Annotated in this window: 21 protein-coding genes; 3 read left to right on the top strand and 18 right to left on the bottom strand. The window is 59.8% G+C overall.

Annotated elements, in window-relative coordinates; genetic code table 11:
- Positions 1-2: 2 nt before the first annotated feature.
- The 4 genes from cbiE to WG936_RS00245 form a co-directional block, all read right to left on the bottom strand.
- Complete coding sequence (gene cbiE, locus WG936_RS00230; protein ID WP_339571783.1) at positions 3-1,268, bottom strand: precorrin-6y C5,15-methyltransferase (decarboxylating) subunit CbiE; 1,266 nt, start codon at positions 1,266-1,268, stop codon at positions 3-5.
- An 11-nt stretch (positions 1,269-1,279) separates the two neighbouring features.
- Positions 1,280-1,987, bottom strand: coding sequence for an SDR family oxidoreductase (locus WG936_RS00235; protein ID WP_339571784.1), 708 nt, complete (start codon positions 1,985-1,987; stop codon positions 1,280-1,282).
- A complete protein-coding gene (gene ygiD, locus WG936_RS00240) occupies positions 1,984-2,769 on the bottom strand; it encodes a 4,5-DOPA dioxygenase extradiol (protein ID WP_339563590.1) in 786 nt (261 codons plus the stop codon). The genes WG936_RS00235 and ygiD overlap by 4 nt, the downstream gene beginning before the upstream one ends.
- A 106-nt stretch (positions 2,770-2,875) precedes the next feature.
- Complete coding sequence (locus WG936_RS00245) at positions 2,876-3,931, bottom strand: M24 family metallopeptidase (protein ID WP_339571785.1); 1,056 nt, start codon at positions 3,929-3,931, stop codon at positions 2,876-2,878.
- Positions 3,932-3,953: 22 nt separating this feature from the next.
- On the opposite strand from WG936_RS00245, the gene WG936_RS00250 reads away from it, so the two are divergent.
- The gene (locus WG936_RS00250) at positions 3,954-4,610 is read left to right on the top strand and encodes a trypsin-like peptidase domain-containing protein (protein WP_339571786.1); all 657 of its coding nucleotides are present in this window, start codon (positions 3,954-3,956) and stop codon (positions 4,608-4,610) included.
- Here the strand turns inward: WG936_RS00250 and WG936_RS00255 are convergent.
- The 9 genes from WG936_RS00255 to arc form a co-directional block, all read right to left on the bottom strand.
- Entirely contained in the window at positions 4,597-7,365 is a 2,769-nt protein-coding gene (locus WG936_RS00255; protein WP_339571787.1) for a DEAD/DEAH box helicase, read from the bottom strand. The genes WG936_RS00250 and WG936_RS00255 overlap by 14 nt on opposite strands.
- Before the next feature lie 10 nt (positions 7,366-7,375).
- A complete protein-coding gene (gene tatC / locus WG936_RS00260) occupies positions 7,376-8,458 on the bottom strand; it encodes a twin-arginine translocase subunit TatC (protein ID WP_445227914.1) in 1,083 nt (360 codons plus the stop codon).
- 73 nt (positions 8,459-8,531) lie between these two features.
- Positions 8,532-8,879, bottom strand: coding sequence for a Sec-independent protein translocase subunit TatA (tatA, locus tag WG936_RS00265; RefSeq protein WP_339571788.1), 348 nt, complete (start codon positions 8,877-8,879; stop codon positions 8,532-8,534).
- A 43-nt stretch (positions 8,880-8,922) separates the two neighbouring features.
- On the bottom strand, positions 8,923-9,888 hold the full coding sequence (locus WG936_RS00270; protein ID WP_339571789.1) for a helix-turn-helix transcriptional regulator: 966 nt from the start codon (positions 9,886-9,888) through the stop codon (positions 8,923-8,925).
- Positions 9,889-10,848 (bottom strand): helix-turn-helix transcriptional regulator, encoded by a 960-nt coding sequence (locus WG936_RS00275; RefSeq protein ID WP_339571790.1) that lies wholly within the window; start codon positions 10,846-10,848, stop codon positions 9,889-9,891.
- Positions 10,845-12,263, bottom strand: a complete 1,419-nt coding sequence (pafA, locus tag WG936_RS00280; protein ID WP_339571791.1) for a Pup--protein ligase — start codon at positions 12,261-12,263, stop codon at positions 10,845-10,847. Before pafA ends, WG936_RS00275 begins: the two co-directional genes overlap by 4 nt.
- 9 nt (positions 12,264-12,272) lie before the next feature.
- Positions 12,273-12,455 (bottom strand): ubiquitin-like protein Pup, encoded by a 183-nt coding sequence (locus WG936_RS00285; RefSeq protein WP_339563583.1) that lies wholly within the window; start codon positions 12,453-12,455, stop codon positions 12,273-12,275.
- 11 nt (positions 12,456-12,466) lie between these two features.
- Positions 12,467-13,918, bottom strand: a complete 1,452-nt coding sequence (dop, locus tag WG936_RS00290; protein ID WP_445227755.1) for a depupylase/deamidase Dop — start codon at positions 13,916-13,918, stop codon at positions 12,467-12,469.
- A gap of 3 nt (positions 13,919-13,921) precedes the next feature.
- Positions 13,922-15,454, bottom strand: coding sequence for a proteasome ATPase (arc, locus tag WG936_RS00295; protein ID WP_339571792.1), 1,533 nt, complete (start codon positions 15,452-15,454; stop codon positions 13,922-13,924).
- A 218-nt stretch (positions 15,455-15,672) separates the two neighbouring features.
- On the opposite strand from arc, the gene WG936_RS00300 reads away from it, so the two are divergent.
- The gene (locus tag WG936_RS00300) at positions 15,673-16,050 is read left to right on the top strand and encodes a hypothetical protein (RefSeq protein WP_339571793.1); all 378 of its coding nucleotides are present in this window, start codon (positions 15,673-15,675) and stop codon (positions 16,048-16,050) included.
- Positions 16,051-16,113: 63 nt separating this feature from the next.
- Here WG936_RS00300 and WG936_RS00305 read toward each other — a convergent pair whose 3' ends face one another.
- The 4 genes from WG936_RS00305 to WG936_RS00320 all read right to left on the bottom strand — a co-directional run bounded on the left by WG936_RS00305 (position 16,114) and on the right by WG936_RS00320 (position 19,388).
- Positions 16,114-16,710: a putative glycolipid-binding domain-containing protein gene (locus tag WG936_RS00305; protein WP_339571794.1), complete on the bottom strand. Its 597-nt coding sequence runs from the start codon at positions 16,708-16,710 to the stop codon at positions 16,114-16,116.
- 383 nt (positions 16,711-17,093) lie between these two features.
- Positions 17,094-17,216 carry a hypothetical protein gene (locus tag WG936_RS00310; protein WP_339563580.1) on the bottom strand — a complete coding sequence of 41 codons (123 nt, stop codon included), beginning with the start codon at positions 17,214-17,216 and terminating at the stop codon, positions 17,094-17,096.
- 54 nt (positions 17,217-17,270) lie between these two features.
- Positions 17,271-18,110, bottom strand: coding sequence for a tRNA (adenine-N1)-methyltransferase (locus WG936_RS00315; RefSeq protein ID WP_339571795.1), 840 nt, complete (start codon positions 18,108-18,110; stop codon positions 17,271-17,273).
- A gap of 30 nt (positions 18,111-18,140) precedes the next feature.
- Positions 18,141-19,388 carry a M18 family aminopeptidase gene (locus tag WG936_RS00320; protein ID WP_339571796.1) on the bottom strand — a complete coding sequence of 416 codons (1,248 nt, stop codon included), beginning with the start codon at positions 19,386-19,388 and terminating at the stop codon, positions 18,141-18,143.
- Between the two features lie 70 nt (positions 19,389-19,458).
- On the opposite strand from WG936_RS00320, the gene WG936_RS00325 reads away from it, so the two are divergent.
- A complete protein-coding gene (locus tag WG936_RS00325; protein WP_339563577.1) occupies positions 19,459-20,271 on the top strand; it encodes a RecB family exonuclease in 813 nt (270 codons plus the stop codon).
- Here WG936_RS00325 and WG936_RS00330 read toward each other — a convergent pair.
- Positions 20,268-21,932 (bottom strand): formate--tetrahydrofolate ligase, encoded by a 1,665-nt coding sequence (locus tag WG936_RS00330; RefSeq protein WP_339571797.1) that lies wholly within the window; start codon positions 21,930-21,932, stop codon positions 20,268-20,270. The two genes, WG936_RS00325 and WG936_RS00330, sit on opposite strands and share 4 nt — an antisense overlap.
- Between the last annotated feature and the right edge of the window lie 57 nt (positions 21,933-21,989).

Here is a 21,989-nt window from a genome sequence, read left to right on the forward strand (position 1 = left end):
AACTATAGCTGCTTGGTTATCTTCCACTGCGTCACTGGTAGCGCCGACTTCATCGCCCGGAAGGAACCCACCTCATGAGATGCTGCCACGGTAAATTGGGTCAGCGTGCCGCCGTAGTGCGCGTGCAGATCGTAGAGCAAGGACGCTGATTCTAAGGTCACGGCATTTGCCACCAGCACGCCGCCTTCAGTGAGCGCGCTCCAGCAGCCTTCGAATACTCCCGGCGCAGTCAGTCCCCCGCCAATGAAAATCACATCTGGGGTCGGGGCCGACGTAGGAAAGGCGCCCTTTACTAGCAAGTGCGGTACTCCGAGTTGCTCGGCGTTGTGCCGTATCCGGGCGCGCCGCAGGTCGGATTGTTCGAAGCAGATCGCGGAGGTGCCGGGTGTAGAGCGCAGGAACTCGATAGCGACGGACCCCGATCCCCCGCCAACGTCCCACAGCAGCTGACCCGGCTGCGGAGCTAGGGCCGAAACTGTCAACGCGCGAATGTGCTGCTTGGTCAGCTGGCCGTCGCTATCAAAAGCGTCGTCTGCTAAACCAGGGACAAGCGAGCGTGAGCTAGTCGGGGTGATCGCTATGATGTTTAACGAGCTTTCCGGGGCACTAACCTCAGCAGCCGAGGTGGTCACTATTTTCGCCTCGACTGAGCCAAGGTCGCTGAGCACAGTGACGGTGGCGTCGCCTTGTCCTTGCGCCACTAGCACGTCCGCAACGTCCGTCGGCGTACGCCGATCCCGACCGAGCACTAGGAATGCTTTGCCTTTATCGAGCGCCGGAATGATAGCTGCCGGTTCCGACGTCACCAGCGACACCACCTCGGTGTCATTCACAGCCCACTTCAGCTCCGCGCAGGCCAGCGCAACGGAAGATGGCGCAGGAAGCACCCGAAAGCTCCCCTCGAATTCGCGCGCCAACGTGGTGCCGATGCCGTGAAACATCGGGTCTCCCGAACCCAGCACCACGATATTCTGGAAGCGCCAGCTAGCCAGCAACACTGGGATAGCGGGCACCAGGGGGGACGGCCACGTCTTGAGCTGTGCCGATAGTCCGACCGGAAGGAGATCCAGTTGACGGGCCGAACCAATAATCAATCCGGCTTCTTGAATCGCCCGCTGCGCACTCCCGGAGAGATCATCAAATCCGCCCGGGTTTATCCCCACCACGGTGACACCTGTGTACGGAATCCGCACGGAGAAGTCGGGGTCCACGGCCGATAGCGTCGGGCGTGCGGGCTCGTCGTGGGAAATGGCTGCCGGGCTGGTCATAACTTAAGACTCTAGCGTGGCATTCGTCGCCACAGTGGGCGCGGCACGAGCTTCATCACCCACGCGAGCACGCGTAGCCGCCCAGGTACCCACACGGTCCCCGATCGCCGCTGCTTAACGACGGCATCAGCAACCTCACTTGGCACCACTGACATCGGGGCTGGTTTCATTCCGGTGGTCATGGACCCGATCACGAATCCGGGGCGAGCGAGTACCAAGGAAACACTCGATCCGTGGAGCTCGTCCATGAGCCCCTGACAGAAAGCATCCAGCCCGGCTTTGGTGGAGCCATACACATAGTTGGCTTTGCGGGCGCGCCAGCCGGCGATGGAGGAAAAAGCGTAGATGATGCTGCGTTGAGGTTGCTTGCGCATGACGTCGGCAAGCACGGTGAGGATGCTGACCTGCGCGGTGTAGTCAATGGTGGCAATTTCAGCGGCGTGTGCCTCATCGCGTATTGCCTGCTCTTGGGAGCCCAGGATGCCGAAGCACACAACAGCGTGGCTGATCGGGCCGAACGCAGTGGCCTGCTCGACGATATCGCGGTGCGAGGCTAAGTCGGTGGCTTCAAACGGTAGGACGTGAACGGCTGCGGCTTCGGGTAGTTCAGGTACGGCGTCGACACGGCGAGCACACAAGACGACGGTGCGACCAGCGCAGAGCCGACGCGCGATTTCGCCACCGATGTCACTGGTAGCGCCGAGGATCAAAACTGTCATGCGCTAAGGGTATACCCCGTCATTGATAGGGAGCCCATCGTGCGCATTTCATTGAACGCCTTCATCTCACCCTCGATCTCCGCGGCTGCGCCGGCGATGTAGGCCAGCGGCAGGAAGTGATCCGGGGTCGGCACAGACTTGGCGAAGTCCTGATGGTTAGCGAGTTTTGCCAGCGCGGAGGGATCATCGAGCATAAGGTCCATCGTGTCCTTGTCAAAGCGCTCGGCCCAGTCAAAGCCGGTGTTGCCTGCATTCCAATTCATGGCGCCCAGGTTGTGAACCACATTGCCCGAACCGACCAGAAGCAAATTCTTCTCCTGCGCGAGTTTTGCCAGCTTAGCGCCGAGTTCCATGTGATGGTTCAGCGCCTTGGTGCCGTCAACACTCACCTGGAGCACAGGGATGTCTGCCTGCGGGAACATGTGAGTGAGGACGGACCACGTGCCGTGATCAATCCCCCAGTCATAGTCCTGCTGCACCAAGGTCGGTTTAGCGATGTCTTGCACTAAAGCAGCGATCTCTGGATCGCCCGGGGCTGGATACTGGACGTCAAAGAGTTTCTGGGGGAAGCCGTAAAAGTCGTGGATCGTACGGGGATCCTGCATCGCGGTTACGGCGGTGCCGCGGGTGTACCAGTGTGCGGACACGGCGATGATGGCGCGGGGCTTCTTGGTGTTGTAAATCTCTCGGCCGAGGCCTACCCAGCCGTCGGTGAAGGAATTTTCCTCAATCGCGTTCATTGGGGAGCCGTGGCCTACGAAAAGTGCATTAATAGGTGACATGTCACTAATCTAGCAAGGGGGTGGGTTGGGTGCAAAGGTGGAAAAACTCACACTGAATGCGCCGACCTCCAGCGACCTTAAGGAGTGGGAAATTCCGCACGACCACCTAACACCGATTCAATACCTCGCAACCGTCCTCGGTGACCACCACAATGTCCTCGATTCGGGCACCGCAATCAGCGAAGTACATTCCCGGTTCCACGGAAAACGCCATTCCGGGTTCGAGCACTAGGTCATTGCCCTGCATGATGAAGGGATCCTCATGCAGCGAAAGCCCGATGCCGTGTCCGGTACGGTGAATGAAGCTGTCCCCATAACCAGCGTCCGCGATGTGGGAGCGCGCGATGGCGTCGATATACGCGGCAGTGACTCCTGGCCGCACTGCCGCGACCGCTGCACGCTGGGCCTCTTCCAACACCCGGTACCAGGCCGGGGGTTCGTTGAGAAAGTACGTGCGGGTGCAATCCGAGTGATAGCCCACTCCCCAGGTTCCCCCGATGTCCACCACGACGATGTCGTCTGGCTTTAGCTTTCGTGAGGAATGGGAGTGGTGCGGGTTGCCACCATTGGGCCCCGAGCCGACGATCACGAAGTCCACTGCGGTGTGCCCGGAGGCCAAGATCAGTTCGTGTAGCTCCGCTGCGATGGCAGTCTCTGTTTTTCCTGGTATCAGGAGCGAGGAAACCTGTGCGTGCACGGCATCAATCGCGGCGGCCGCCTCCCGCAGTTGCGCGACCTCCTCAGGAGACTTGCGCATGAAGAGCTCTTTGAGGATTGGCGTCGCCAGGCATGCGGGCGCATCCAGCGCGGTTTGCAAGGCCAGCAGGTGCGTCGCCTCGAGGGCGGATCCCACCCCAAAACCATCCGTAGACCCGAGCACCGCTCGCACCAGCGCATAGGGGTTCTGCCCGTCCTCCCAGCCCTGCACGGGAACTGGGACGTCGAGGTTTCCTGCATCGACAGCCGGCGCGATGTACGTCGGCGAACCCGAAGTTGGGATCACCAGCCCGGAAAACCGCTCGTGGGTGCTTTCCCAGCTGCCGGTCAGGTAGGCCAATTCCGCGGACGGCCCGAACACTAACCCTGCGATTCCGTGGGCCGCAGCTTGTGCGCGTGCCGCTTCGATGCGCTGGACATAAACTGAATCAGGAAACTTGGTCACTGCCCCAGTCTAGGAGTCCCTGATGCGCAGCGCCGTCCGCCTCACCGCGCGCCACAGTTGTGCCAGTGGCGTGCTCAGTAGCCCCGCGCTTATCGACGCCTCCCTCCGCACCTACTTTGGCGCCTCCGCAGCTCAGTCACTCGCAGACCTTGGAACGCATGTGCTCACGGCAGCGCATTTTCTGCGCGACGCGGGCGAGGCTACACATGGCATCCGGGTGTCCTCGCCGATCGTGCACACGAGCGTCGCAGAGTGGCAGGTGCTGCCCGGGACGGACATCGCCGTGGGACGACTGCAGCGAGCGGTGCACACCACGCTACTTCCGATTGCCCCACAAACCCGGCTTGGCGCACAAGTGATTAGCTGTGGCTTCAGCGGCCAGGGGACGCTTACTGCTGAGCAACTCGTTCCCCGCCTAGTAAGAAGCGCGGTGATGTGTGAGCTGCCATGGATACTCTCAAAGGACCTGCGGACTCGGGCGCGGCATGGCGCTCTCCTGTTGCCCCTCGGTTTGCAGTGGGCTCGTAAAGGAGATTCCGGCGGTGCCGTGATCAGTGAGGGAAAGCTAATCGGATTGCAGTCCATGGTCGCGATGCCCTTGGGGATCCCGATCGGAGTGGCGGGAGTGAACTTGCTAGGGCCGCATTTGCCGGCGCTGAAAGCAGCTATGAACCGATAGCCACGACTCCCCTACGGATCGCGTCGACGGCCTTGCGGGCGTTGGCACAGATCTCGTCGGTGTAGCCGGTCTTCTTGACCTGTTCGAGGGCGTCGATGACCTGGCGGCACCAGCGGACGAAGTCGCCCGGGGTGAGCTCGGCACCAGAGGCCGCAGCTGCTTGCATGCAATAGTCGAGCGGGGCACCTGATGCCCACTGATGAATCGCCAAAGCAAAGCCGGCCTCTGGCATCTTCGTAATCGGCAATCGGTGGCGACGCTCGTCGGCCTCCAGCTCGGTCCAGATGCTGTAGGTGGCGTTCATAGCATCGGCCATTGCATCGGTGGCGGCCTCGGCCTCGCCCTGTGTCTCCTTGCGGTTTTCAAAGACACACAGGGACACCACACCGGCGAGTTCGGCAGGGTCGAGGTCATTCCAAATGCCGCGGCGCAGGCACTGGGCGACGAGCAGGTCTGCTTCTCCGTGAATGAGTGCCAGGCGTTCGCCTTCGTCGGTGATAGCCGGGATGCCTTCGGCCGAGAACTCCACATAGCTCATTTCGGAAAGCAGCGAGAGGATGCGGTCAAAGGTGCGGCCAAGTGTATCGGTGGCTGCCGATACCTTGCTTTCAAGTCGGGAAAGGTCGCGACTGCGGCGGGTGAGCCGCTCTCCGATCCTTGCTAATTGCTCCAGATCCGCCCAGTTGTGAACGGGGTGCTCGCGCAGCTGCTGTCGCAAAGATGCGGATTCATCGTTGCCACGCGAACGTGGCTGGAGGCGCATCTTCTTTGGGCGTGGATAGTTGTTCTTGCGGAACTGATCCATTACGTAGCGAGTGTTGCGGCGCGGATGGACCGTGACATCCTTGGAAAGCTTCATCTGCCCGATCACTAGCGGCGGTATGCCGAAGCTGGCGGCGTCGACACGCCCGGACCAGCCGGTCTCCATCGTGATCCACGGCTTCGGGTCCTTGGCGTTGTTAGCAGCGGAGATCACCACCGCGAGTAGCGGATGCTTCTTGCCCGGCATCGCGATGACCTGGCCGTTCTGCAGTTTGGATAGCACCGTCACGGTTTCCTGATAACGCTCTTCCAGGCCGTGTCGCTTGGCGTTGCGCTCCGCGTCCTTCAGATCCCGCCGGATGGCCATGTAGTCCAGGAATTCGGCGATAGGGTCGTCGGAAAGCGCGGGCGGGTTGGAAGCAGCGAGCGCGGCGGCCAGCTCGGAGCGCAGATCGGCGACTTTCGCCTCGGCCTTCTCCAGTTCGCGGACCTCGTCGACCACGGAGCCATCGGCCTGGTACTGGGCGAAGGACTTCTCCAACAGCCGATGAGCGGGCTCATAGCCGATCGTCTTGAGTAGGTTCACGCTCATGTTGTAGCCGGGCGCGAAAGTAGAATTCAGCGGATAAGTGCGGGTAGAGGCCAAACCGGCGACGGCGCGTGGGTCCATCGCGGGTGCCCACTGCACTACAGCGTTTCCGAGCACGTCAATACCACGGCGACCCGCACGTCCAGTGAGCTGCGTGTATTGCCCGGGAGTGAGGTCAACGTGGGCTTCACCGTTGTACTTGACCAGCTTCTCCAACACAACCGAACGGGCCGGCATGTTGATGCCCATTGCGAGAGTTTCGGTGGCGAAAACGGCGCGCACCAAGCCCCGCACGAACAGTTCCTCCACGATGTGTCGGAAGGCTGGCAGCATGCCCGCGTGGTGCGCAGCGAAACCGCGCATGAGCGCTTGCTTCCAGCGTCGGAAGTCTAGGACCTTCAGGTCCTCTTCCGGGATCCCTTCCACACCCTTCTCCACGATTTCTGCGATGAGCTGTGCTTCCTCCTCGGAGGTGAGCACCAGCTGGGAGCGCATGCACTGGTAGAGGGCACCATCGCAACCTGCGCGGGAGAAGATGAATGTGATGGCCGGCAGCATCTTCTGATTACGCAGAATTTGCAACACCTCAGGTCGACCCAGCGGACGAAAGCGCTCACCCGTCCGAGCTGGGCGCCGCTCCTGCGAGAAGCGCTCCCCCGACTTGGAGCGGGAGCGGAAGCCAGCGGATTTGTTGTAGGCGGAATTCTTGTCGGCAGCTTGGCCCGATTCCAGGCGACGGATATAGTCCTCGAGCTCGCGGTTGACGCGGCCGTCTGGACCGCCGTCGAAAAGCGGAAACAGCTTGCGACCGGCCAACATGTACTGATCGAGCGGGACCGGGCGCTTCTCGGTGACGATCACGCGCGTATCGCCACGGACGGTGCTGAGCCAGTCGCCGAATTCCTCCGAGTTCGACACCGTTGCGGACAAACCGATGATGGAGACAGATTCGTGCAGGTTGAGGATGACCTCTTCCCAGACAGCGCCGCGGGATTGATCGGCCAGGAAGTGGATCTCGTCCATGACCACGTGGCTGAGACGATCCAGCGCGGTGGAGCCAGCGTAGATCATGTTGCGCAGGACTTCGGTGGTCATGACGACGATTTCGGCGTTGCCGTTGATAGAAACATCACCTGTGAGCAGGCCTACCGCATCTTCGCCATGGACCTCACGGAGGTCGTGGAACTTCTGGTTGCTCAGCGCCTTAATCGGCGTGGTGTAAAAACACTTGGTGCCGCGGCTCAGCGCTAGAGAGACCGCGAATTCACCGACGATGGTCTTACCCGCGCCGGTTGGTGCGCAGACCAGCACGCCGTGGCCCTCCTCCACTGCCTGGCACCCCTCGATTTGGAAATCATCGAGGGGAAATTTCAGCGAGGCGGTGAATTCTGCGAGGTGCGTCATACGTACCAGGTTAGAGCACGTCGTCGAAAGCCGTTGTAGGGCGGTCCGAGAGGTCACCAAGGTTCTGGTTTCCGCGGATGTAGGTGCCCGGGGTGGGCTGGATTGGGCCGGAGGCGGCAACATCTCCGCTGGCGCCGACGTCGCCGCTACCGCTTATCGACGACGATGCAGTCACTGCGGATGGTCCATCCACGCCGCCTGGAGTGAGATCCAGTTTCGAGGCATTATCGTCATCTTGGTCGAGCCAATCGGGGCGTTGCCTTCCGCGGCGCTTGTCGTTGTAGCGGCAAAATTGAATCGCTAGTTCAACGAGCAATACCAAACAGCAACCGAGTGCGGTCATCGACATGGGGTCGCCACCGGGGGTCATGAATGCCGCAAAAATAAACAGCAACAAGGTAAAAACTCGGCGCTTATCTTTGATCGATTCATACTCGAGAATTCCGACAATGTTGAGCATTGCGATTAAGAGCGGAACCTCAAAGCTAACTCCAAAAACCAGCAGCAACGAAAGGAAGAAGCTGTAGTATCGTTCGCCGCTCAGCGCGGTGATCTGTGTCTCGCTACCGATGCCGAGAAGGAACTCGAGACCGTAATTCATGATCAAGTACGCGAGTACAGCGCCGAAATTGAAGAGGAAGAAAGCGATGCTGACAAAGATGAATGTCCAGCGCTTCTCCTGCTTCATCAGGCCTGGGGTCACAAAGCCCCAAATTTGAGTCAACCAAATCGGCGAAGACAGAATTAAACCAGCGAGTGCACCGACTTTGAGACGCAGATTGAACATTTCAAAAGGAGAAGTCGCGAGCAGTCGGCAAGAACCATCGTTGGAGAAATCGGCGCGATAAGAGGGATCGAGTTCGCAATAGGGGCCGCGAAGCAGCTCGCCCAGCGGGACGATTCCAAATAAAGAATGCTGATACCAAATAAAGCCGATGACGGCTCCAACCCCAATGGCAAGCAAGGAAATGGTTAGTCGGCGCCGCAGCTCTTGAATATGCTCAACCAGCGTCATCGCGCCGTCGTTGTTCCGCTTCCTTTTACGAGCCTTTCGGGCTTTGGAGGCAGAAACCGGTGTTTCTGGAGTGCTCATTGCCACTTTTCTCTATCTACAAGTAACGCACCGAACTAGAAATGCGAATTCGGTGCGTAAGGACCACGTGTAACTACTGCTGTGGGTACTGCTGACCCTGCTGCGGTGGTTGCGGTTGCTGATAAGGCTGCTGGACTGGCTGTTGCAACGGCTGAGCCTGCGGGGCCTGTGGCTGCTGATAAGGCTGCTGCATTTGCTGTGGCTGCTGGACCGGTGGCTGGACCGGCTGAACCTGGTAAGGCTGCTGCTCAATAGCAGGCTGCTGTGGTTCTGGCTGGCCATCATTCTGCATTTCCTTGACTTCAGACTTGAAAATGCGCATCGAACGACCCAGAGAGCGGGCAGCATCGGGAAGCTTTTTTGCACCGAACAGCAGGATAAGTACTACCGCGATGATGATAAGTTCTTGTGGGCCTGGCATATTTTCCTCTTAAGGCTAGGTGGGAAAGTAGAGAGCTATTTAGTTAAACGTTCGTTTGGCTATCATACGCCTTAAGCGCCAAGCTCGCGCGTAGGTGAACCTCGTCACGAAGGCGCTCCGGGGAGACGATTTTGACCTTTCCTCCGGAGGCTAACACAAAGCGTACAAGCCATTCCTCCGACCCCACCGGCATGGTGGCAGAAATCCATCCGGGCCTACTCGGCGCGCCGAGAGTCACTGGATCATAATCTGCGATCCAGGCGTAGTCAGCTGCCACTTCGAGTGAGGCCACCAGCGCGGTGCTGCGGAAGTCAAAAGGGTCTTCGGAATTGAATCTAATCTTTTCCGCGTATGCAGTGGCAGCTTCGTCTAGCACCTGTAGCGCTGTCATACGATCGGCACGGAATGTGCGGTGCTCCCCCAGCTCATGGTCCCAGGCCGTGGCATAGGTTGCGCCTTCTCGCACAAACATGTGGGCCACGGAGACCCTGCGCTGGGCCACGTCATCCGAGCTAGCGGAGCGATAGTTGAAGCGGACCTGGCGGCGGTGATCCATGCTTTCGCGTAGCAGCGACACCGTGTCTGAATCCGAGTCGGCCGCAGTGGCATCAAAGACTGCCCCGACGTCCTCCCCCATGATGTCGCGCAGCTTGGCCGCAGCACTTGCTACTGCGGACTTGTTGACTAGTCCCGGCGTGCTCTCGAGGTTTTCCAGTGCCAGGAGGAGCGCGGCGGCTTCGGTCGTCGTTAAGCGCAGCGGGCGGTTCATCCCGCGGGAGTTTTCGATGCGCACGCTGCGGTAGTCCGCCTCCATATCGACTAGGTCGCCGGGCATCAACCCGGGCAGCCCGCAGCACCAGAGGCGGTTGAGGTCGTCCATAATGTCGCCCGGCTTGCGGCCCAGGTCCCGGGCAGCCTCCATGACGCTGCGTTCCGGATGCGCCTCAAAATATGGCAGCAAGTTGAGCATCCGGACGAGGTCGCCGAGCCTTTCGCTTCCACGTGCCATCTACATCGCCTCCAATGCTGAGATCAGCTCTTGCCGTACGTCCGCAGGCTCCAGCACCACCGCGTGCGGGGCGTGCGCCAGGCAGGCCCGGAGCAGCCACCGCCTATCGACGTCCACCAGTTCCACCACATCCCCGCAAACATCACCTTGCTCGGCTAATTCCGTGCCCTTACCCGGTGTCACCCGCACCCGGGCGGAGACCAATTCGCGACCGCGGCGCAGCGATTCCTCCACAATGTCTTGGAGGTTTGCGTCCGTGGGCTTCGGATGCTCAGCTGTGCCGGAGGCACCAATCTCGGTGATCTTGGTAATGCGGAAGCTGCGCACTGCATCGCGGCCAACATCGTGTCCTACCAGGTACATCCGGCCACGTAGTGGCACTAAGCCCCAAGGATCCATGCTGCGCTGCTCCATAGGCGCGCTCGCGTGCGGGCGGTAGGAAAAACTTAAGCGGGCACCTTTGTTGCAGGAACGCACGATCAAGTCCAAAGTCTGGGCAGACAGTGTGCTCAAGTCCCCGAGGGTGGCAAAGTTTGCGCCGCCAGCTAGGTCGCGGGAGGCGCCGGCCGCGGCGAGCTTGGTCCACCCGGAACGCGCGAATACTCCCAGCTCGCCGCCAGTGCCGCGTTCACCGGCTAATCCCAGCACAGTGGCTTCTTCCGGGGTGAAGGTCACTTCTGGCAGTGAATAGTCGTCCGTCTGGAGGCGGTAGCCAGTCACACGGACACCGTTTTCGATCGCTGCGTCGGCGATGGCTTCAATGGGAACGCCGACTTTGGTTAGTGTTAGTCGATCGCGTCGAAAAGCCTTGTCAAAAGCCTCATCACTGCGGTTCTGGTAACCGGCTACGTTTCGCCGTACCCACGCTGCGGTGAGGAATTGCCGGCCCAAGGTAGAGGCGTTCAGGAATGCGAAGGTCAGGTTGGTCAGCCGCTCCAGGCCGGGATCTTTCTCCGTCACAGTGTCTCCAAAAGTTCCGCTACGCGGGTGTCAACGTTGGCGAAGGGGTCACTAAGCTCGACGATCTGGGGGTGTGGCCCATTGGTTTTCAGTCGCATCCAGTCCACGGTTACGGAGGCTTCTTGTTCCTTCGCACGTTGCAGTACTGCCCCGCGTAGTGCGGCGCGGGTGGTCTGTGGCGCCGTATCCACCGCAGCGGCGATAGCGGCATCGGTGGTCCAGCGGTTAACCAATCCCTTGTCTTGCAGCACGCCGAAAATCCCGCGACCTGGCCGAATGTCGTGGTACATCAGGTCAATCTGCGCAAGTTTCGGGTGGTCTAGATCCCAGCCTGCTTTGTTGACGTACCTGTCAATGAGCTTCTTCTTAATCACCCAGTCAATGTCTCGGTCGACTGCGGAGAAGTCTTGCGTCTGCAGCGCGGTGAGCATGCGCGACCACAGCTCCACAATCCGCTGGAGTTCGGGCAGCGGGGTGCCCAGCTCAGTTTCGGGGCGTTGTGCAAGCCACGCGCTAGCGGCAGTTAGATACTCCTGCTGCATGCACAGTGCGGTGATAGTCCCGCCATTCTTTAGCTCGATGGGAGTGCTGCCAGTGATATCGCGCGTGATCTGGCGAATGGAGGCGATTTCGTCGGCAAGCTCGAAGTCCGGCAGCGGCCAACCCGCCTCGATCATCTCTAGCACTAGTTCCGTGGCCCCGATTTTGAGAGCGAAGGTGGGTTCAGCCATGGAGGAATCGCCGACGATGACGTGGAGACGCCGGTACTTGCTGGAGTCGGCGTGCGGTTCATCACGGGTGTTGATCATCGGTCGGCTGCGGGTGGTCGCCGAGGACACGCCTTCCCACACGTGGTCGGCTCGCTGAGAAACACACCAGCCGGTGCCGAAATGCGAACTGGCACTTCCCAGGTAAGGCCGGTAGATCAAACCCGCGCCGGTGATCAGTTGGCGGGTAATCAGAAAGGGCAGCAACTTTTTGCCCAGGACCCTGAGCACTGCGCTGCGGGAAACGAGATAATTTTCGTGGCAGCCATAAGAGTTTCCCTGGGTGTCCACGTTGTTCTTGAACAGATACACGTTGGCCTTGATGCCTTGTGCTGCCAGGGCGAATTCGGCTTGCTGAGCAAGGTCGTCGACAATGCGGTCGCCCGCCTTGTCATAGTTGAGCAGCTGCGTGACAGAGTCGCATTCGGCGGTGGCGTACTCAGGGTGCGAGCCGACATCGAGGTACAGGCGTGAGGCATTCGGAATGAAAATATTCGAGCTGGAGTACTGGTCCACGATGGGACGGAACATGTAACGGGCGATCTCATCCGGACCCATCGGCGGGACGTTTCCCGGCAGGGTGGCCATGATGCCGTATTCAGTCTCAATGCCTTTGATACGCCTGGTCAGCGCAGCTGCTGGATCCATGGCGGCAGTCTACTCCCCGCCCTTTTGGACGTAGGAACGCACGAATTCCTCGGCGTTGCTTTCCAGGAGGCCGTCGATCTCATCCAGGAGGTCATCCGTGCCTTGAGTGTTGAGCTGCGCCTGGCCGGCGACGCCAAGCTGGTCCTCGCCGTCGCGAGATGGCCCGGAACCATAGGTCTGTGGATTGGTCATGTCAGTCCTTTCTACCCTGTTAAATCTACGCTGCGCGGATCGTCGGCGGTGTACATATCCACCTCGGGCATTTCGATGCGCTCGGGGCCAGATTCGGTGGCCAACACGATGGCATCCCAGCTAGCCGCGAGCACCCTTTCGGAATGCTTGCTCATCATGGTGCCACGGGTATAAGCGCGGGTGTCGCGCGGCGGAAGGGTTTTAGCCCTGCGAATGTCCTCCTCAGTGACCAAGGTATGCATCCGCCCCTTGCGCACTAGCGCGTGGTAGAGGCTTTTGGCGGGGTCGATGTCGCAATATTGCAGGTCAATGAGCTGCAGCTTCGGGTCGTCCCAGCCCAGGCCTCGCTGCACAAATCCCTGCATCAGCGCGAGCTTGGCTGTCCAGTCCAAGAGATGAGCGGTGCTGAGTGGATCTCGTTCCAGCAGGTCGAGCACCTCACCCCACAGCGCGTGCACCTGCTTATCGACGTCCGTGCTAGGGGTCACTCGCTTGCGGTATTCCCCCATAATCTCTAGTGCAGTGAGCAAGCGCCCATCTCGCAACTTCAGCCGGTGCCGCAGGGTGAGGTCCCGGGAAATGTTTTGCACCTCTGCCACTGGCTCTTGTAGTGCTAAGTCTTTAAAGGACACGCCGGACTCAATGGCTGCTATTACCAGTGCCGTCATTCCCATTTTCAGGAAGTTTGCGGTCTGCGACATGTTTGCATCGCCAATGATCACGTGTAGGCGCCCGAAGCGTTCCTCGTCTGCGTGTGGCTCGTCGCGAGTGTTGATGATCCCGCGGTTGAGCGTGGTCTCTAGGGAGATTTCCGTCTCGATGTAGTCCGCGCGCTGGGAGATCTGGAAACCCGGCTGCTCTCCCCTAGCGCCGATTCCCACGCGGCCGGCACCAATAATTACTTGGCGCGTGACAAAGAACGGGATGAGCGCGGCCGCCAGCTGATCGAAGTCCGTCTCCCGGGAGTACAGGTAGTTCTCGTGGCTGCCGTAGGAGGCGCCTTTGCCGTCGACATTATGCTTGTAGATTTTCAGCTCCGGGCAGGGCGCGTGCCCATCCAGCGCGGACGTGTGCTGGGCGCTGAGCTCCGCCACCGCAGCCACGGCGTCCCGGAGAATGAGGTCACCCGCGGCATCGTAAATAAAGGCATCCCACGCATTCGTCGTTTCCGGTGCAGAGTATTCCGGGTGCGCGTGATCGACGTAGAAGCGCGCGCCGTTGCCCAGCACCATATTGGCCACGCCGACCGCGTTGGGATCGACTACCGGCACGGTGTGGTAGCGCTTGAGATCAAAACCGCGCAGGTCACGCAGCGGGTGCTCCGCCTCGTAGTCCCAGCGTGCTCGCCGTGCGCTTATCGACGCCGCATAAGCCACCACCACGTGCGTAGACGTAATGATGGGGCTCAATAGCGGATCGCTCGGAGTCGCAATACCGTATTCCGTTTCCGTTCCCATGAACATGTTCTAACCTACAATCTGCGCTGCGATGACCTTGCCGCCGTGACGACCCGTGATTCGGGCCCACTCATCGGGTTTGGAGGTATTAGGCAAATCCTCGTTCTCCTTATTCTCCGTGTCGATGGCTTGAGCTAAGTGCTGCGCCGTTACCCCTGTTGTTTTACCGGCAAGCTGATCCTTGATGGCGTTCTTCTTTGCGCGGTCCACGATGTTGGCGATCATCGCGCCGGAGACGAAGTCGCGGTAGTGCAGCACCTCTTTGTCCCCGTTCAGGAGGGTGAGCTCCACGAAGGGTTTCGGCTGGAAGAGGTGGGTGACGGCGGCGTCGATAAGCGTGGCAGCTGGGGCGGCCAGCGGGATCTCATCAGTAACATAGCGGGCGAAAATGTCTCGTGCGCCCTCCTCGTTGGGGCGGCTGACGCGGATCTTCACGTCGAGGCGGCCCGGGCGTAGGATTGCCGGGTCGATGAGCTCCTCGCGGTTGGTGGCTCCGATGACGATGACGTTGGAGAGGGATTCCACGCCGTCGAGTTCCGCGAGCAGCTGCGGTACGACTGTGGTCTCCATATCCGAGCTCACGCCTGAGCCGCGTGTGCGGAAGATCGATTCCATCTCGTCGAAGAAGACTATGACCGGGCGGCCTTCGGCGGCAAGCTCCCGGGCGCGTTCGAATATGAGGCGGATCTGGCGTTCGGTTTCACCGACGAACTTGTTTAGCAGTTCGGGCCCCTTCACGTTCAGGAAGTAGGAGCCGCCTGCGATTCCGAGGCGCTCGGCCAGCGAATGAGCGACAGCCTTGGCGATCATCGTCTTGCCACAGCCGGGAGGACCATAGAGCAACACGCCCTTAGGCGGGCTGAGTTCATACTGTTTGAACAACTCGGGGTGTGCGAAGGGTAGCTCCACGGCATCCTTGATGTGTTCGATCTGCTCATCCAGGCCGCCCACATCGGCGTAGGTCACGTCCGGGACATCCTCCAGCGCGAGACGGTGGATCTCCGACTTCGGGATCACCTCGAAGGCGTAGCCACACTTGAGGTCCACCAGCAGGGTGTCTCCAGAGCGCGGCTTGCGCTCTTGATTCAGTGGGGCTTTGGCCAACCGCACGATCTGTTCATCACCGGCCTGATTCGCGACCAGCGCGCGATCCTCGCCGATGCGCTCGTTCAGCGTTGCCAGGATGCCCTCTTCGGTGTATCCGCAGGCCTCCACCACCACGGCGTTATCCCCCAGACGCACCTTCACGCCTGGCGCGAGCTGGGCTTTATCCATCATTGGATCGACCATGAGGCGCATCTGGCGGTTTCCGGTGAACACCTCAGCGGCACGGCCCTGGTCCGCGAAATCGAGGAACACACCATAGGTCGACGGCGGGGTCTTAAGCCCTTCCATCTCTTCATAAAGGACCTGCAGCTTATCCCGACTCGCCTTGAGCAACTCGGCCAACTTAGTGTTACGGACGCTGAGCTCGCGGAGCTTATATTCCAAGCGCCGCACCTCGTTGGCCTGCTGGGCTTCCTCCGGGGTTGGGATAGTCATGGTTCTACCCTAGTTAATTGTCGAATTTCCACCCTCAAATGGAAGGAAAAGGCCGGAAAACTTCCATACGGAGGTGGAAATTCGACCGTTTACAAGGACTCCAGAATTTAGTAAGTTCTCCCCCAACGGGCAGCCGGTTGACACTGATTGTGGGGAACATCAGGTTCTCGGCATTCCTGATTCCTTGTTGCCTGTCTTGTTCTGAGGAGGAAAAGAGTTTGAGCGAGTTCGCTAGGTTGGAAGCGCGGATAGATTTCTTGTCCACGCAGGTTGAACGTCTCGTAGGCATGTTCCAGTCGCATCCCGCACCGTTGACAGAGTTCCGTCGAGTAGCGATGGTTACGGCGCAGACATATCAGCAAGAAATGCACGCCATTAAAGTGATGGGTGCTATTGAATCCTTTCGCCGAGGCACGGTCGTCGATCTATCGGCAGGACTACTACCTTGCCCTGCGGAGACGGTTGCTCTGATGAACGCATGCGTGGATCGGGGAGAAATTGATGATGACGATGAAGTTAAGCTAATTCAGACCGTCATTTCAGGTGGCCCGACGGTAGCACAACAGCTGCGTGAGGCCTGGGACCGCCGACCTTAGAGCGAAGTTGGCCTCTAAAACTAGCCCGGCGAACTTGTTTGGTGATTCTATTCTTTCAAGTAGCTATAATTCCTGCGTCCGACGAGCCAAATTCGGATAGTCCTGCACCACGCCAAAGTCATCAACACTCAGAGTGACATCGACTTGGCGAGTTCCTGATTCATAGCGCACATGATTTTGGTCAAGTGAGGAATAGTATTGGTCGCTGGAGATAACTCGTAGTGAGGGCATCTCAATCCACGCCATTACTAGTGGGGTGCGCGCCACCTTGTGCTCCAGTAGCCCTAAACGTCGAATAGGCATCACGTTGGTAAGCGGACACTTCCCCAAGTCCACATCTAAGGCTTGGGAAAGATCGACGTCCGAAGCGATTCCTGGCCTTGGTAGATCATTTGGCTGTACCCCCGTCTCACTAATGGAATGGCTCCAAATCCCATTGAAATCGCGTTGCAGTTCTAAGCTGCGAGCCCACCTTGAACCATGAACTGCAACGCGTATCGATTGAGTGATCCAGCTTTCGCTAGCATCTAGTTTCCAATTTGCTTGGTACTTCGACGTGTTCTGCGTACCGACAGCCTTAAGGCCAAGATCTAAGAACTCAACGTCACAAGTGTCTCGTTGACTATCGTCGTTGAGACTCAGCCACTGGTAATGTCGCATGACTTCGACGGTAGCGAAATTTATTGGTATTTGGCTACTGGTTCACAGGTTGGGTTTTAGGCAAGTCAAACGTGCAAGAGCGCTAAGAATCCGTGACAGCAGGTCTGGCAGCGACAGAAGGCAAAAGCAAAATCTTTGCTGCCAATTCAAATGGTGGACTGACGCCTAGGAGCACTACCTAGTTGCAATACTAGGCGGTGTTGTTCGTCGTCCTATCACGCTCCTTCCGAGGCTGGAAGGACATGGTTGGGTCCTAGTTAATTGTCGAATTTCCACCCTCAAATGGAAGGAAAAGGCCGGAAAACTTCCATAAGGAGGTGGATTTTCGACAAAGACGCCCCTAACACCCCAGGAAGCATGCTTTCGAATCGAGCTGTTCCCGGTTAAAGGTCACGTTCCCCTGGGTTCTTCCGGTCTTTTGCCCATTTGCGAGCCCAAATTGTGCCAACAATTGCTAGCACTATCAGGAGGATGACGACGCCAATGTAGATCGCTTCAGAAGGCATATATAAATTCCTTTCTATAGTAATGTCCTATGGCATCGCCAGTATAGCGAAACGCTAGCGGCGCCCGCGGCGCTGTGGGCGTGGTGCTACGGTGCCGTCGGCAAGCCTGCGTGCCCAGATCAGGAACGCGGTGTGGGCGTTCATCCGGTGCTCGGGGCGGGTCGCTAGGCCGTCGACCTTCCACTCACGTACGAGTGATTCCCAGGCCTTTGGCTCGGTGAAGCACTTTTGCTCGCGGATGCCTTCCATTACCTTCATCAGCTGCGGCACGGTAGCGACGTAGGCCATGAACACTCCGCCGGGCATGAGGATCTGGGAGCTGACATCGAGGCATTCCCAGGGCGCGAGCATGTCCAGGATGATGCGGTCGACGGGCTGACCACCGAGGTCATCCAGGGTGACTTCCTGCAGGTCGCCGAGCCGTGGTGACCAATTGTCGGGGCGGCCACCGAACCAGCCGTCAACGTTGGATTCGGCGTACTCGAGGTGGTCCTCGCGGATCTCGTAGGAGATCAACTCCCCTTCTGGGCCAATGGCGCGCAGCAGCGCCATAGAGAGCGCGCCGGAGCCTGCACCAGCCTCGAGAACGCGAGCGCCTGGGAAGATGTCGCCCTCCACGAGGATTTGGGCGGTGTCCTTCGGGTAGATCACGGCCGCGCCGCGCGGCATGGACAAGATATGGTCTACCAGCAGGTGGCGGAAGCACAGGTATTGGGCGCCCTGCGCTGCTTCGACAACGGTGCCTTCGTGGCTGCCGATGATGTCATCGTGTTTGATGATGCCGGCATGCGAGTGCAGAACTCCCCCTTCTTCCAGGATGATCGTGAAGTGGCGTCGTTTAGCATCGGTGAGCTGGACGCGGTCGCCTGCCTGGAATGGGCCGGAGTATGCCATGTGGGGGCCTTTCTGTTGGATGTTTAGATCTTAGCGACTCAAGGTCAGGTAAGACAGTAGCGCCTGCTCGAGCCACGCCATGTCCTGCACATGCGCGAGCTCGCGGGCCGAATGCATGGACAGCAACGGGATGCCCACATCGACGGTGTCGATACCCAGGCGGGTGGCCGTAATCGGCCCGATCGTCGAACCGCACGGGCTGTTGTTATTGCCGGCGAACACCTGGCTCGGGACACTCGCGGCGACGCAGGCTTGTTCCCACAGCGCGTGGGTGAGCGCGTTCGTGGCGTAGCGCTGGTTGGCGTTCACCTTGGCTACCGGGCCCTGGCCCAGCAGCGGGTAGTTCACTGGGTCGTGGCGCGAAACGAAGTTCGGATGCAGCGAATGGGCCGCGTCGGCGGAGACACAGGTGGAGCGCGCGTACATCTGTTTGCTCTCCTCGAACCCTGCGCCCAGTGCAGCGGCGGTGCGGGACAGCACGTCTTCCAAGATCGGTCCCGCGGCCCCGGTGGTAGACGCTGAGCCGATTTCCTCGTGGTCAAAGGCGGCGAGCACCAGCACGTCGCTTGCGGAAGTAGTGGCAGCGAGGAAGGCTTGCAAGGAGGCGTAGACGCTGGATAGGTTATCCATGCGGCCGGCCGCGATGAGCTGCTTATCGACGCCAAACAGCGCGCCGCGTTGCGCATCCACGGTGATCATGTCATGGCTGAGGATGTCATCCTTATCCACGCCTGCAGCCGCCGCAACCACATCCAAAACTGAAGTGTCTGGGTGCCCCACGGCGAAGATTGGCTGCGTATGCGCCTGGCGATCCAGCTTGAGGTCCTCGTTGATGCTGCGGTCCAGGTGGATGGCCAGGTGTGGGATACGGAAGTCGCCCGCGGTGGCTACGTTGCGGGTGCTCCCGTCGCGAAGCACGATGCGGCCGGCGAGCGCTAGTTCTCTATCCAGCCAGGAAGCGATGATAGGCCCGCCGTATACCTCAACTCCCGCTTGTTGGAAGTCTGCGCTGCTCAGGTCCCCGCGCGGCTTGAGTTTGAAGCCCGGCGAGTCAGTGTGCGAGCCGATGATGCGGAAAGCATCCGGTTGAGCATCTGGGACCCACCACGCGAGTACGGCCCCGCCGCGAATCAGGAAATGGCCGCCCGGAGTGGCGGACCACGCCGTGGCCTCGTCCTGCTGCGTGAACCCGGCCGCCCTGAGTCGCCGCCCGACCTCGTGCGCCGCGTGGTAGGAACTGGGGCTAGCTGCAATGAAATCCAGGAATGCTTCAGACATACTTCCCAGCTTGCCACGCCTGATCAAGCTGCACTAACAACTGATCCCGAGCGGGTTAAACTATCCCATTATGGCTTCCGCAAAACCACTCGCTCTCTCCCCTTCCCGCGCGTCTGATTACAAGCAGTGCCCGCTGCTCTACCGGCTCCGGGCCATCGATAGGCTGCCTGAACCCAGCACGGTTGCGCAGGTCAAGGGAACTTTGGTGCATGCTGTGTTAGAGGAAATGCACAAATTGCCGCGGGAGCAACGCACTTATCCAGCCGCGGTGAAGCGACTGAAACCACATTGGGCCCAGCTCACGGCGAAGTCCCCTGACTATCACGAGCTCGTCCCTGAGACGGAACTCTATGACTTCCTCGTCGAGTCCCGTTCTCTGCTGCGCGGTTACTTCGAGATGGAGAACCCCCAGGGCTTTGACGCCCACGAATGCGAGATGTACGTGGACGAGGTGCTGCCGAACGGCGTGCCGGTGCGTGGCTTCATTGACCGGGTGGACATCGCCCCTAGCGGCGAAGTGCGGGTGGTGGACTACAAGACGGGTAAAAAGCCTAAACCGCAGTGGAGCCAGGACGCGCAGTTCCAAATGCGTTTTTATGCCCTGGTGTACTGGCGACTCTTTGACACCATCCCAGCGCAACTGCGGTTGATGTACCTGAAGGTGATGGACTCGATGATCCTCACGCCATCGCGGGAGGAACTCGAGTACTTTGAACGTGACCTAGGCGAACTATGGGCCAAGATCGAAGGCGACGGCAAGGCCGGCAGCTTCCGACCGAAAACCTCCAAGTTGTGTGGGTGGTGTCCACACCAGAACCTTTGTCCCGCGTTCGGCGGAACACCACCTGAATACCCTGGTTGGCCGGGTAGCACCGCCGACTAGAACAGGCCAGTGATGCACCCCGTGGCATCGACGTCGATGCCTTCCGCAGCGGGCCGCTTCGGCAGACCTGGCAAGGTCATCACATCGCCTGTCAGCGCGACCACGAAGCCAGCGCCGATGCGCGGAACAAGTTTGCGGACATGCAGGGTATGCCCATTCGGGGCACCAAGCTGAGTTGGGTCATCGGAGAAGGAGTACGGCGTCTTAGAGATGCACACTGGCAGCCTATCCCACCCGTTTTCCTGGAGGTAGCGCAGATCCGCGGCCGCGGCGGCGCTGAGCTGAACATCTGCGGCGCCGTAGATCTCCCGCGCGATAGTGCGCAGCGAGGCCTCCGTGCCTTCCGCGGGGTCATAGAGCGGCGCACTTCGCTTCTCGACGGCCGACTCCAGCACGATTCGTGCCAGTTCGCTTGCTCCTGCCCCGCCCTCAGCCCACACGGTGGTGAGCACGGCCTGCAGTCCGCGTTCGCTAGCCCAGTCTTGGACCCGCGCGATCTCGGCGGCGGTGTCATTGCTGAAATGGTTGAGCGCAATGACTGGCTGCACCCCGAACTTGGCAACGTTCTCGCAGTGGCGCCCCAAATTGGCCAAGCCACGCTCTAGTGCCACGAGATCTTCGGATGCGAGTTGATCCTTTGCTACCCCGCCGTTGTATTTGAGCGAACGGATCGTTGCGACGACGACTACCGCGTTCACCTGCAGCCCACCGGCGCGCGCCTTGATATCAAAGAACTTTTCCGCGCCCAAGTCGGAGCCGAATCCGGCCTCCGTGAGTACGACATCAGCATGTCGCAAGGCAGTGTCAGTTCCGATGAGTGAGTTGCAACCATGGGCGATGTTGGCGAAGGGGCCACCGTGGACGATAGCCGGGGTGCCTCCGAGCGTCTGGACGAGATTCGGGTTGATGGCGTCGCGAAGCAATGCGGTGAGGGCGCCGGTGGCGCCGAGTTCCGCAGCGGTTATTGGCCTGCGTTCGTACGTCTGCCCGACGACGATGCGAGCGAGCCGCTCTTGGAGATCCTTGAGATCGGTGGCCAGGCACAACACGGCCATGATTTCGGAGGCTGCCGTGATATCGAATCCGGCTTCGCGCGGGGTGCCGTGCGTGGGGCCGCCGAGACCGCTGACGATATTGCGCAGCGAACGGTCATTGACGTCGATACAGCGGCGCCACGTGACGCGTCGCGGGTCAATGCCCAGCTCATTGCCCTGGTGGATGTGGTTGTCCACCATCGCAGCAAGGGTGTTGTTGGCAGCAGCAATGGCGTGCAGATCACCGGTGAAATGCAGGTTGATGTCCTCCATCGGGACGATCTGTGCCTGTCCTCCCCCGGCGGCGCCACCTTTGAGGCCCATGACTGGCCCTTGGGATGGTTCCCGAATCGCGACGATAGTGCTGTGGCCGGCGGCGCGCACGGCGTCGGCTAGCCCGATCAGGACGGTGGATTTGCCTTCGCCGGCTGGGGTGGGCGACATGGCCGTGACCAGAATGAGTGTGCCCTTGCGAGGTGTTGCGGGCATGGCGGCGACGTCGATTTTCGCTTTGCCGCGTCCGTAGCCAACCACGAATCGTGGATCCAATCCAGCGCGGTGCGCGATGGTGTCCATGGGCTCGAGGTGGTGTGCTCGGGCGATGTCGGCATCTGATGGATAAGTCATAAGACCCAATCTAATGAAAATGAGGCCCCACCACTGCAAAAGTGATGAGGCCTCGTA

The sequence above is a fragment of the Corynebacterium sp. H127 genome, from assembly GCF_037482665.1.
GTDB lineage: Bacteria > Actinomycetota > Actinomycetes > Mycobacteriales > Mycobacteriaceae > Corynebacterium.